The sequence below is a fragment of the Streptomyces sp. NPDC058000 genome (assembly GCF_042886435.1).
Classification (GTDB): Bacteria; Actinomycetota; Actinomycetes; order Streptomycetales; family Streptomycetaceae; genus Streptomyces.
The window spans coordinates 37,230-48,128 of record NZ_JBHVQS010000022.1 but is presented as its reverse complement, the minus strand read 5'-3'; the positions used below and the strand labels follow the sequence as shown (position 1 = coordinate 48,128).

Sequence of the window (10,899 nt, the reverse complement as noted above, 5' to 3'; positions counted from 1 at the left end):
CTGGCCCTCTTCCTCTCGGCAGGAGCCGCAGATGCCCACACCCGCCCCGCCCTCCGACGACGCGGCGCAGCCCTTCCCGCAGCCCCTCCATCGGTCAGGCCGACTACGGGACCGGGTTGCCCTGGTGACCGGCGGCGCCTCCGGGATCGGCGCGGCGTGTGCGGCGCGCCTGGCCGCGGAGGGCGCGGTGGTGGTGGTCGCGGACCTCGACGAGGACGGTGCGACCCGGGTGGCCGGGCAGATCGTCGAGGCCGGTGGTACGGCCCTGCCCCGCCGGATCGACGTCACCGACCCGGACGGCGTCGCCCGGGTCGTCGCGGACGCCGCCACCCTGCGCGACGGCCTGCGGATCGCGGTCAACAGCGCCGGAATCAACGGGCAGCTCAGCCCCCTGGCAGACCTCTCGCCCGCCGACTTCGACACCGTGATGAAGGTGAACCTGTACGGCGTCTTCCACGCGATGCGCGCTCAGCTGCCCGCCATGGACTCCACTGGCGGCGTCATCGTCAACCTCGCCTCCATCGCGGCACATTCGGGCTTCCGCCACCACGCCGCCTACGCCGCCGCCAAGCAGGGGGTTCTCGCCCTGACCCGGACCGCGGCGCGTGAGTACGCCGACCACGGAATCCGGGTGCTGTCCGTATCGCCGGGCATCGTCGACACCCCCATGGTCGCCGCACTGCCGCCCCGGGCCACCGATGGTCTGCTCTCCGCCGTCCCCCTGGGGCGCACCGCCCAGCCGGCCGAAGTCGCCGCGCTCATCGCGTACCTGGTGTCCGACGACGCCTCGTACCTGACGGGCAGCGACCATGTGGTGGACGGCGGCTACCTGGCCAAGTAGCCGACCGGAACGGCGGAACGGGAGAGCGCTGGAGTACCGGAGCACCGGATCCCCTGCGGCACTGGATCCGGATGCCCTGCGGCAGCGGGTCCAGGGCGGACGGCTCCGAGGTGGACAGGTCAGGGGCGGACGGTTCCGGATCGCCGCATCCCGCTAGACGGACGACCGGAAGCGATTCCGATATTCCGTCGGTGTCGTGTTGAGCTTCCGGCGGAATGCGCGTACGAGGGTGTCGGTCGTGTTGAATCCGCAGGTGGACGCGATGCGTTCGAGGGTGTCGTCCGTGGATTCCAGCTGGTTGCGGGCCACTTCCACCCGGGCCGCCTCGATGTAGGTGGCGGGGGTCATACCGAGTTCGGTCTTGAAGATGCGGGTCAGCTGTCGTTCGCTCACCCGGGCGTGTGTGGCGAGAGTGGCGACGGTGAGGCTTTCGGCGATATTGCGCGTGATGTAGTGCCGGAGCTCGTCCATGCGTCGGGTGGTCGAGACGGGTTCCATCGGGACGCTGAACTGGCTCTGTCCACTGGGGCGTTTGAGATACATCACGAGCTGCCGGGCGACGCGCAGGGCGGCGGCCTCGCCGAAGTCGTCGGCCACCAGGGCGAGCGACAGATCGAGGCAGGCGCTGATGCCCGCGCCGGTCCACACCTCGCGGTCACGGATGAAGATGGGATCGGCGTCGACCTCGATCGACGGGTTTTCGGCGGCGAGTTGCTGCGCGGTCGACCAGTGAGTGGTGGCGCGCCTGCCGTCGAGGAGTCCGGCGGCGGCGAGGATGTGCGCTCCGACGCAGACGGAGGCGATGCGCCGTGTCCGGCCGGCGAGCGTCTTCACCCAGTTGACCACGGTGGGGTCGGCGAGGGCACGGATGCGGCGTTCGCTGTCGACCTCGACCGAACCCGGAACCATCAGGGTGTCGATGCTTCTCTTGGCCACCTCGTGGAAGGTGGTGTCGGGGAGGACGCGGACGCCGGCAAAGGTGGTGACGGGGTCCATGGTTTCGGCGGCCAGCACGACGCGGTACCCCGCCGCGTCGTCCAACTCGCGTTGCAGCAGGGCGAACACCTCCGGCGGGCCGGTGACGTCCAGCAGGTCGACGCCGTCGAAGAGGACGATGACGATGAACCGTTCGATGCTGCTCAAAGGGGCTCCATCCGGCCGGCGACGGCGATGGTGATGGTGATGGTTACGGCGATGCGGGGCGCGTGCCGCGCGGGGCGAGGTGCGTGGTGTGTGGTGCGCGGGGGAGGCGCGACGCCTCGTGGATGTCCGTATCTGCAGGTTACATGTCATTGCCGACATGTGCGGTGCCTTCTAGCGTGGGTGACGGCCACCGCGTGATGGCCCTGACGATTCGACATACAGCCCGAGGGGGCACTTCCATGCCTACGACGACCCTGCGCGAACTCAACGGCCTCGACCAGACTCCGGCGTCGCTGGCCGACGCGACCCTGATCCTGGTCGACTACCAGAACACCTACACCCGCGGCGTGATGGAGCTGACGGGGTGGCGGCCCGCCCTGGACGCCGCCGCCGCACTGCTGGCCGACGCCCGGGCGGCCGGCGCGAAGGTCATCCACGTCATTCACGACAGCGGGGAGGGGTCCGCGTTCGACATCCGAGTCGAAATCGGTCAGATCCACCCCAGTGTGGCGCCCCTTGACGGTGAGCACGTCGTCGTGAAGGGCGCTCCCGATTCGTTCGTCGGCACCGACCTGGGTGAGCACGTCGACGCCGCCGGCAACAAGGACGTCATCGTCGTCGGATTCATGACCCACATGTGCGTGACCTTCACCGCGCAGGGTGCCTTCCTGCGCGGCAACCGGCCCACCGTGGTCGCCGATGCCTGCGCGACCCGGCCGCTGCGGACGGCGGTCGCCGAACAGCCCGCCGACCAGATCCACCACAGCGCCCTCGCCACGATCACCGACCTCTACGGGGTCGTCGTCCCGTCGGCCGCATCGTTGAGCTGAGCGTCGGCCCCGCGGGTGAGGCGGCAACGGGGACCGCTCAAACCTTGCGCCGGCGCGGTGGGCCCTCGCCCCCGCGCCGGCGCGCCGAACCGACGTGGCCTACCGCGCGCCGTCCGCCCGCCAGCGCAGGGTCATGTCGGGCAGCGCCTCCATGTTGCGGCTGCCGTCGTTGGTGTCGACCACCGTGAATCCGTGCCGTTCGTAGAACGCCCGCGCACCGGTGTTCTGCTGGAAGACGTACAGCGACACCTCGCCGGGGCTGTCCCGCTTGACCTCGTCCAGGAGCAGCGTCCCGATGCCCTGGCGCAGGACGTCCGGACGTAGGTAGAGGTCGTGGAGCATGCCGCTCTCGGCGGCGGCGTAGCCGACGATCTCCGTGCCGCGCACCGCGACCCACGTCCGGTACTGCGTCAACACCAGGTCCCGGATCCACTGGGTCACTTGGTCATGGCTGCGCTTCTGCGGAGGCAGGTACGGCATGGTCGCCGCCCGGGAGGCCAGGTGGATGCGGGCGACCGCGGCCGCATCCGCCGCGTCCGCGCGTCGGATCGCGGTCTTTCCGTCAGGAGTCATTGCAGGAAGCTACCGCGGAGGGGTGCGCGTCCGCCTGGGGGTTCCTCCGCATTCAGGGGTTCGAGGTGTAAGTTAGGTTAGGCAAACCTAAGTAGCCCTCCCTGGTTGCCCCTGGAGAACCCGGATGCGTTTTTTCAGTGCTCGCGCTAGTACACCGACCGCCGCCGAGCGTGTCCGCTCGATCCTGGCCGCCGCCCACTCCATGACGGTGGTGAGCGACGGGCTGCACACCGAACTGCGGCGGCTCGACGGCGCCGGCGCGATGGGCCACTTCCACCTGCACGCGCCCTGTCAGGGGGACCGTGGCCAGGCGGTCGGGCGCGTCCCGGTCCGGCTGGAACTCACCGATATCGCGCCCACGTCCGTGCGCGACCGCCTGCGGGCCCGCGTCACGGTGGCCGGACTGCTGGCCGCCCCGTACAACCCGGAGTCCACGAAGGGCGCCTGCATGGAATTCGGCCAAGCGGTCCTCGAAGACTTCGAGGGGCGCGCCTACGTCACCCTCGAAGCCCTGGAGGCCGCGGAACCCGACCCCGTGGCGACGAGCGAGGCGGGCCTGCTGACCCACCTCGTCGACCACCACGCCGAACTCGTCCCGCTGCTGCTGCGCCTGGTCCGTCCGCTACCGGAAGGCGGCGTGCTGCGCGTGCTCCCGGTGCGGATGGACCGCTACGGCCTGACCCTGCGCCTCGAATACGCGCACCGCCACCACGACGTCCGGCTGCCCTTCACCACACCGCTCACCCACGTCGACCAGGCCGGCCCCCGGATCCACGCCCTCGCGGCAACGGCGCGCCGCCTCTCGCACACCCGTCACCTGCTGACCTGACCCGCGGGGAGGCGCCGCGCCTGGCCGCCGTCCGCGCGAGCGCCGGCCCGCCGCCGTGCGCCGCCGCCCGACGTTTTCGGTCCCGTGCTGCTCAGCTAGATCGACCGCCACCCCATAGAGGCTTCAGAGGCGGTCGTCGGAGACGTCCAGATAACGTCGCCGCAGCACGTCGAGCATCCGGTGCTCCGGGTCCAGGGGTACGTCGTCGACCGTGGCGAGGGCCCGGACGCCGATCGCGGCGTTGGTGGCGAACGCGGCGCGCATCTCCGGGAGTTCCGCGAGGGCCACGGCACGCCGCTCCCACGGATGCGCTGCTTGGAGCAGGCGCATGGTCACCCCCGGCAGCACCCTGGCCGCCGGCCAGACGACGCGTTCCCGGGCGTCGATGAAACCGACGTTCCACGTCGCCCCTTCGGCCACGAAGGCGGTGTCCGGTTCGGTGAACAGCGCGTCGTCGAAGCCGGCCCGTTGGGCGGTCCGCCGGGCGGCCAACTGCCCGAAGAGCCCGACGTGTTTCACCTCGGGCATGTCCCGCTGGTACGCGACCGTCGTGACCCGCAGCGGTGACGACGCGTCCCCCACGGGTCGGCAGGTGACCAGGAGGTGCGGTTCGGCGTCGGCCCCGGGCCGCGCCACCCCCAGACCGGGATCGAACACGGTCACCCGCACGGCCAGCGAACCCGTCCGCCCGCCCACTGCCTGCCGGATGAGGGACCGCACGCGCTCGTGGTCCAGCGCGACGTCGAACACGGTCCGGCAGTCGGCGTCCAGGCGGTCGAGGTGCAGGGACAGCCCCTTGACGCGCCCGTCGTCGATGCGCAGCGTGGTGAAGTGCCCGAAATTGGTGAGCGCCAGTGCCTTGAGCTCATCGACACCGACCGGTTCACCGTTGAGGTAGTCCATCGACTCAGTCTGACATCGCCGCAGGTGGCGCAGGCGCCGATGGGCGTGGGCTGCGCGGGCGCGATGCGGGCCCGGGCGGCGCGTGCCGTCCCGGGGCCTCCGCCGCACCCGCACCGTCCGTCCGGTCTGGCGGAGACGGATCCCGGGCCCGTCAGGCCGTGCGGACCGTCTCGGCGAGCTTGGCAACGCGTGTCAGGGTCGGCTGCGCGAGGAAGTCGGGCGCCCGGCGGGTGAACGCCTCGGCTCCCGCGGCCCCGACGATCTCGCCGGCCACCTGCGCGACCATGGCGATCATCGCCAGCGAGTCCCCGCCCAACTGGTGGAAGTCGCTGGCCGGACCCACCCCGTTCGGATCGGTGCCCAGCACCCGCGCCCAGATCTTCGCGACGGCCGCCTCGGTGTCGCTGAGCGGTGTCGCGTCACCGGGCGCCTCCGCGTCGGCGAACGGATCGGGCAGCGCCGACACCGCGACCTTGCCGTTCACGGTGCGTGGGATCTCCGCGACCGCCAACATGGCGGCGGGCACCATGTACGACGGCAGGCGTTCGAGGAGATGGGTCGCCAGCTCCGGCATCTCGACCGGGGGGACGCCGGGCCGCAGCACGACGTAGCCGCACAACGCCCGGTCGGTCCGGCCGGGCGGGGTGCGGGGGACTACGACCGCGGCGGCGACCGCCGGGTGTGTCTCCAGCGTGAACGCGATCTCCGACGGTTCGATGCGGTGTCCGCGCACCTTGACCTGGTCGTCGACGCGCCCGCAGCACTCCACCGCGCCCGACGGCAGCCGGCGCGCCAGGTCTCCGGTGCGGTAGACGCGGGTGCCGTCGGCCAGGCGCACGAACCGCTGCCGGGTCAGGTCCGGGCGTCCGCGGTAGCCGCGGGCGAGCTGCACGCCGCCGATATGGAGCTCGCCCGTCTCGCCCGGGGCGACGAAACGACGCTCCGCGTCGAGCAGGAACAGCGAAACCCCGTCCTGCGGCAGCCCGATCGGCACGTTCGCACCGGTGTCCCGTTCGGCGTCGAAGACGTGGTGGCTGACCCCGATGGTCGCCTCCGCCGGCCCGTAGAGGTTGATGATGCGGCATTCCGGGCCGAAGAGCTCGCGGGCCCGTAGTGCGAGGGCCCGGGTGAACTGCTCCCCGATCACCATCAGCGTGCCGACCGCGCCGGGGCGCAGCCCCAACCGGGTGATCAGGTCGAGGTGCGACGGCGTCAGCGCGAGTGCGGTCGCACCGGCGTCGATCACCTCCTGCAACGACAGGTGGTCGAGCTCGTCGCGCATGAGCAGCAGCGTGCCGCCGACCAGGAACGGCAGGACCAGGGAGATCTGCGCGACGTCGAAGGAGAGCGAACACAGCAGGGGGAGCCGGGTGTTCGGACCGATGCCGTGCTCGCGCACCGCCCAGTCCGCGTAGTTGCTCAGGCTGCGGTGCTCGATGTCGACGCCCTTGGGCCGGCCGGTCGAGCCGGAGGTGTACACCACGTACGCCAGGTCCGACGGCGCGGGCGGCGTCGGCGGTGCGTCGGGATCGGACGCGTACGACAGGTCGTCCAGCACCAGCTGTTCGCAGCCGTCGGGCAGGAAGTCCCGCCCGTCGTGCGGGTGTTGGGTCAGGCACAGCGGCGCCCGCGCGTCCTGGAGCAGGGCGCGGATCCGCCCGTCCGGGTGCTTGGTGTCCATCGGGAGGTAGGCGGCGCCGGCCAGCAGCGCCCCCCAGGCCCCGGTGACCGCGGCCACCGAACGGTCCGTGCACAGTCCGACGACCGTGTCCCGGCCGATGCCGCGGGCCCGCAGCTCCGCGGCGATCACCCGTGCCCGGCGGTCGAGTTCCGCGTAACTCACCTCGCCTTCGGGGCCGCTGATCGCCACGGCGTCGGGCCGGGACCGCACCTGGTCCCGGAACAGCTCGACCACCGTCCGGTCCGCGGGCCCGGCACCCCGGTCAGCCGGGGCCGGCGGCAGGAGCGTGGCCTGCTCCCGGTGGGCGGCGGGCGACAGCGTCTCGCAGAGCGCGTCGAGCAGCTGCTCCGCCCGGGCCGCGGCCTCTTCGCCCGGCCACCAAGCCAGGGTCAGCTCGGTACGCCCTTCGGACTCCACGACGTTCAGTCCCAACGGGCTCGCCGGCTCGCGCGGGCAGAGCAGATAGACCGCGTCCGGCTCGAAGTCGTCGGTGGCGAACGCGTCGGGGGAGGTCCTGCCCAGACTGTTCACCCCGGCCAGCGAGGAGAAACGATCCGTCCGGCGCGCTTTGCGGTCCACCCCGCGCACCGCCATGCGCAGCAGCCCGAGCGGCACCTTCAGCACCTCCGGCCCCGGCGCGCGCACGGTGCCCCGGCGTTCGGCCAGCACCGTCAGCAGCTGCTGCTGGGTGGCCTCCCACCCCTTGTCCGGAGTGACCTGGAGCGAGACGGTGACCGCGAAATTGGACGTGGACCGCACCTTCGGGTGGAACGGCCGCAGGTCCACCGGAATGCTCACCGGCACCGTCTCCTGCCCCGACAGTCGGGCCAGTTCGGTGGCCAGTCGCGCGGCCACCGCCGGAAAGGTGCCGTCGATCGAGCGCCGCCACCAGCGGTAGCCGCCGAACCGCGCGTCCGCAGGCACGCCCAGCAGCGACGGGAGGACGAAGTCCTGGTTCCTGGCGTCCGCCTGGGCGATCAGAGGGTCGTCCAGATCGGCCACGGTCGTCACCGACAGCGCACCCTCCGGCGCCTCGCCGCGCAGTGCCCGGAAGACGTCCAGCGCCCACAGTCGCAGCCCGCGCGCATCCATCACCGCGTGCGAGGCGCGGAAGACGACGGCCGGGAACTCCCCGTCGAACAGCACGACTTCGCAGTACGCGCCGCGCACCGGCAGGGGCCGCCGCAGTTCCGCGACGTCGTTGAGGGTGGTGCGGTCCAACACCGTGCCGGCCGCGAACCGGACCGGCGGCGGCTGACCACTGTCCGACCAGCGGGAGCCGTGGCGGGCCAGCCGGGCGCCGGGGCAGGACGCCGCGGCCGCATCGACCGCCCGGTGGAGATCCGCGGCCGCGATCCGGCCGGTGCCCTCGACGACGAGGTTGAGCACCGGCGACAGCGCGGCGGGGAACCCCAGGTACCAGTGCTCGAAGGGGACCACTGTTCTGGCGAATCGGTCGGAGTCCGCCATGTTGGCTGGTTTTGACATCATCCCCGCATCGAACTGCACCCGGCACTACGCAAATCCCTAGAGCGTGCGACGCCGTCTGGCAGAGGCCCGCGGGCGTGCGGGCCAGTGCCGGCGCTGGCCGTGGCCTCGCGCGTTGGCCGGTCAGGTGTGCCGCAGGGTCGCGGTGGCGATCTCCAGGAAGTCGCGCAGCGGCTTCTCGCGCCGGTCCGCGGCAACGGCCAGGCAGGTCTCGTACCCCGGGGCGTCCGTGACGGGGAGATAGGCGAGGTCGGGGCGGGAGTAGGACCGCGCGACGCTCTGCGGGATGAGCGCGATGCCGTGCCCGGAGGCGATGAGCTCGAACTTCTCCTCAAGCGACGACGTCCGCCGTTTTGCTACGTCGAGCATCTGCTCACCGTCGAGGTCTGCGGAGGTGAGTTCCTGACGAGCCGCCAGCGGGTGCGCCACGGGCATGCAGGCGACCCTGGGTTCGTGGCCGATGGGAATGGTGCGCAACCCGGAGATGTCAAACGTCCGCCGCAGATAGCCGACTTGGGCACGGCCGTCGCGGAGCGGCCGGTCCGGCTCCCACCAGCGTGCCGGGACGACGTCGGTCTCGACGTCCGGGTGGCGCGTCGCGTACGCCCGGATCGCATCCGACACATGGAGCCCGGGGGAGAACGCGACCACGAGCCGTTGGACGCCCTGATCGGCGTCGTGCACGCGCCGGACCGCCGCGGCGGCCGACGGGAGGATCTGCTGGGCCTCCTCGTAGAGCTGTTTTCCGGCGGCGGTCAGTTCCACGCTGCGGGTGGTCCGAACGAGCAGGGTGCACCCCAACTCCCGCTCGAAGGACCTGATTTGACGGCTGAGTACCGGCTGGGCGATGTAGAGCTGTTCCGCCGCCCGGCCGAAGTGCCGGTGCTCGGCCACCGTGGCGAAGTAGCGGAGCTTGCGCAGATCGAGATCCATGCCCTGAAGGTATCAATTGTCGGGAAGGGTATTGGACGCCGCAGATGGCCGCCCCGAGACTCGAAGCATGATCGTCATCACCACTCCGACCGGCCAGATCGGCAGCCGGCTCCTGGAGATCCTCCTCGACGAACCGCGCACGCGCGGCGAAGAACTGCGCGTCATCGTGCGTGACCCCGGGAAACTCCCCGAAGCGGTCCGCGCCCGCGTCGACGTCGTCACCGGCTCGCACGACGACGCCGAGACCGTCGACCGGGCCTTCGCCGGCGCGGACGCCGTCTTCTGGTTGGTTCCGTCGCACACACAGGTACCGAGCCTGGACGCCATGTACTCCGGTTTCACCCGCGCCGCCGCGAAGGCGTTCACGACCCACGGAGTCGGACACGTCGTCGGCGTCTCGGCGCTCGGCCGCGGCACCCCCGTCGCCGGCCGCGCCGGACACGTGACCGCGTCACTGGCCATGGACGACCTCATCGCCGGCACGGGCGTGGCCTACCGGGCGCTCGCCAACCCGACGTTCTTCGACAACCTGCTGCGGCAGGTGGCCTCGATCCGCGACCACGGCGTGTTCACCGAAACCGTCGCCGCCGACCGCAAGGCACCGAGGGCCGCCACCCGCGACATCGCCGCGGCTGCCGCCGGCCTGCTGCTCGACCGCTCGTGGACCGGGACGGGCGAGGTCCCGGTGCTGGGCCCCGAGGACCTCTCGCCCAACGACCTGGCGCGCACCATGTCCGACGCGCTCGGCCGCCCCATCCGCTACGAACGGCAGACCCTGGACGCGTTCCGCACCGCACTCGCCGGACGCGGCATGGAGGACGCACTCGCACAGGGCTACCTCGACATGATGCGGGCCAAGGACGACGGCCTCGACGACGGGGTGCCGCGCACCCCGCGGACCGCGAGCCCGACGACCTTCCGCGAGTGGTGCGAGCAGGTCCTCAAGCCGGCGGTCCAGGCATGAGCGCCGGCACCGTCCTCATCGTCGGCGCCTCCCGGGCCCTCGGGCTCGGCCTGGCCACCGAGTACGCGCACCGCGGTTGGGACGTCATCGGGACCGTCCGGGGCGATCGGCGCACCGGCCTCCACGACCTGGCCGACGCGTCCGGCGGTCGCGTCACCGTCGAGTCGCTGGACATGACGAAACCGGAGGAGATCGCCGCGCTGCGCGAACGCCTGGCGGACCGCACCCTCGACCTGCTGTTCGTCAACGCCGGCATCGCGCGGGGCGATATCCCCGTCGGCGAGGTCCCGACGGAGATGTTCGTCGAGGTCATGGTCACCAACGCGCTCGGCCCGATGCGCGTGGTCGAGTCGCTCCGCCCGCTGGTCGCGCCCACCGGGACCATCGGCGTCATGTCCTCGCGCCAAGGCAGCCTCAGCTTGAACACCAACGGCGGTCAGGACGTCTACCGCGCCAGCAAGTCCGCCCTGAACCAGCTGATGCGCAGCTACGCCGCCCGGTACGCCGACGCCGCACACACCCTGCTGCTCATCTGCCCCGGCCATGTCCGCACCGAACTCGGCGGACCGACCGCACCGTTGACCATCGACCAGTCCATCCCGGGCGTGGTGGACACGATCGACCGCCACGGCGGCGAACCGGGTCTGCAATACCTCAACTACCAGGACCAGCCCGTGCCCTGGTAGCAGCCGTCGGCGTGACATCCCCGGCCAG

Annotated in this window: 10 protein-coding genes; 5 read left to right on the top strand and 5 right to left on the bottom strand. The window is 71.6% G+C overall.

What is annotated here, in order from left to right; genetic code table 11:
• Positions 1 to 31 precede the first annotated feature (31 nt).
• The gene (locus tag ACFVT2_RS21915; RefSeq protein ID WP_390020321.1) at positions 32 to 841 is read left to right on the top strand and encodes an SDR family NAD(P)-dependent oxidoreductase; all 810 of its coding nucleotides are present in this window, start codon (positions 32 to 34) and stop codon (positions 839 to 841) included.
• Positions 842 to 994: 153 nt separating this feature from the next.
• Here ACFVT2_RS21915 and ACFVT2_RS21910 read toward each other — a convergent pair whose 3' ends face one another.
• Complete coding sequence (locus ACFVT2_RS21910; protein WP_390020318.1) at positions 995 to 1,984, bottom strand: GlxA family transcriptional regulator; 990 nt, start codon at positions 1,982 to 1,984, stop codon at positions 995 to 997.
• 239 nt (positions 1,985 to 2,223) lie between these two features.
• Here ACFVT2_RS21910 and ACFVT2_RS21905 point away from each other — a divergent pair, with 239 nt between their 5' ends.
• Complete coding sequence (locus ACFVT2_RS21905; RefSeq protein ID WP_390020315.1) at positions 2,224 to 2,814, top strand: isochorismatase family protein; 591 nt, start codon at positions 2,224 to 2,226, stop codon at positions 2,812 to 2,814.
• Positions 2,815 to 2,913: 99 nt separating this feature from the next.
• On the opposite strand, the gene ACFVT2_RS21900 is transcribed toward ACFVT2_RS21905, so the two are convergent.
• Complete coding sequence (locus ACFVT2_RS21900) at positions 2,914 to 3,387, bottom strand: GNAT family N-acetyltransferase (protein ID WP_390020313.1); 474 nt, start codon at positions 3,385 to 3,387, stop codon at positions 2,914 to 2,916.
• A 124-nt stretch (positions 3,388 to 3,511) separates the two neighbouring features.
• On the opposite strand from ACFVT2_RS21900, the gene ACFVT2_RS21895 reads away from it, so the two are divergent.
• Positions 3,512 to 4,216 carry a DUF2470 domain-containing protein gene (locus tag ACFVT2_RS21895; RefSeq protein WP_390020310.1) on the top strand — a complete coding sequence of 235 codons (705 nt, stop codon included), beginning with the start codon at positions 3,512 to 3,514 and terminating at the stop codon, positions 4,214 to 4,216.
• 123 nt (positions 4,217 to 4,339) lie between these two features.
• On the opposite strand, the gene ACFVT2_RS21890 is transcribed toward ACFVT2_RS21895, so the two are convergent.
• The 3 genes from ACFVT2_RS21890 to ACFVT2_RS21880 all read right to left on the bottom strand — a co-directional run bounded on the left by ACFVT2_RS21890 (position 4,340) and on the right by ACFVT2_RS21880 (position 9,221).
• The gene (locus ACFVT2_RS21890; RefSeq protein ID WP_390020308.1) at positions 4,340 to 5,119 is read right to left on the bottom strand and encodes an aminotransferase class IV; all 780 of its coding nucleotides are present in this window, start codon (positions 5,117 to 5,119) and stop codon (positions 4,340 to 4,342) included.
• 151 nt (positions 5,120 to 5,270) lie between these two features.
• Entirely contained in the window at positions 5,271 to 8,270 is a 3,000-nt protein-coding gene (locus ACFVT2_RS21885; RefSeq protein ID WP_390020305.1) for an amino acid adenylation domain-containing protein, read from the bottom strand.
• Between the two features lie 141 nt (positions 8,271 to 8,411).
• Positions 8,412 to 9,221: a LysR family transcriptional regulator gene (locus ACFVT2_RS21880; RefSeq protein ID WP_390020302.1), complete on the bottom strand. Its 810-nt coding sequence runs from the start codon at positions 9,219 to 9,221 to the stop codon at positions 8,412 to 8,414.
• Positions 9,222 to 9,288: 67 nt separating this feature from the next.
• Between ACFVT2_RS21880 and ACFVT2_RS21875 the strand changes: the two genes are divergently transcribed.
• Positions 9,289 to 10,185 carry an NAD(P)H-binding protein gene (locus tag ACFVT2_RS21875; RefSeq protein ID WP_390020300.1) on the top strand — a complete coding sequence of 299 codons (897 nt, stop codon included), beginning with the start codon at positions 9,289 to 9,291 and terminating at the stop codon, positions 10,183 to 10,185.
• Positions 10,182 to 10,871 carry an SDR family oxidoreductase gene (locus ACFVT2_RS21870; RefSeq protein WP_390020298.1) on the top strand — a complete coding sequence of 230 codons (690 nt, stop codon included), beginning with the start codon at positions 10,182 to 10,184 and terminating at the stop codon, positions 10,869 to 10,871. Before ACFVT2_RS21875 ends, ACFVT2_RS21870 begins: the two co-directional genes overlap by 4 nt.
• Positions 10,872 to 10,899 lie beyond the last annotated feature (28 nt).

Coding starts and splice junctions, on each gene's coding strand:
- ACFVT2_RS21915 (WP_390020321.1), top strand. CDS start 32: ATGCCCACACCCGCCCCGCCCTCCGACGACGCGGCGCAGCCCTTCCCG.
- ACFVT2_RS21905 (WP_390020315.1), top strand. CDS start 2,224: ATGCCTACGACGACCCTGCGCGAACTCAACGGCCTCGACCAGACTCCG.
- ACFVT2_RS21900 (WP_390020313.1), bottom strand. CDS start 3,387: ATGACTCCTGACGGAAAGACCGCGATCCGACGCGCGGACGCGGCGGAT.
- ACFVT2_RS21895 (WP_390020310.1), top strand. CDS start 3,512: ATGCGTTTTTTCAGTGCTCGCGCTAGTACACCGACCGCCGCCGAGCGT.
- ACFVT2_RS21890 (WP_390020308.1), bottom strand. CDS start 5,119: ATGGACTACCTCAACGGTGAACCGGTCGGTGTCGATGAGCTCAAGGCA.
- ACFVT2_RS21885 (WP_390020305.1), bottom strand. CDS start 8,270: ATGGCGGACTCCGACCGATTCGCCAGAACAGTGGTCCCCTTCGAGCAC.
- ACFVT2_RS21880 (WP_390020302.1), bottom strand. CDS start 9,221: ATGGATCTCGATCTGCGCAAGCTCCGCTACTTCGCCACGGTGGCCGAG.
- ACFVT2_RS21875 (WP_390020300.1), top strand. CDS start 9,289: ATGATCGTCATCACCACTCCGACCGGCCAGATCGGCAGCCGGCTCCTG.
- ACFVT2_RS21870 (WP_390020298.1), top strand. CDS start 10,182: ATGAGCGCCGGCACCGTCCTCATCGTCGGCGCCTCCCGGGCCCTCGGG.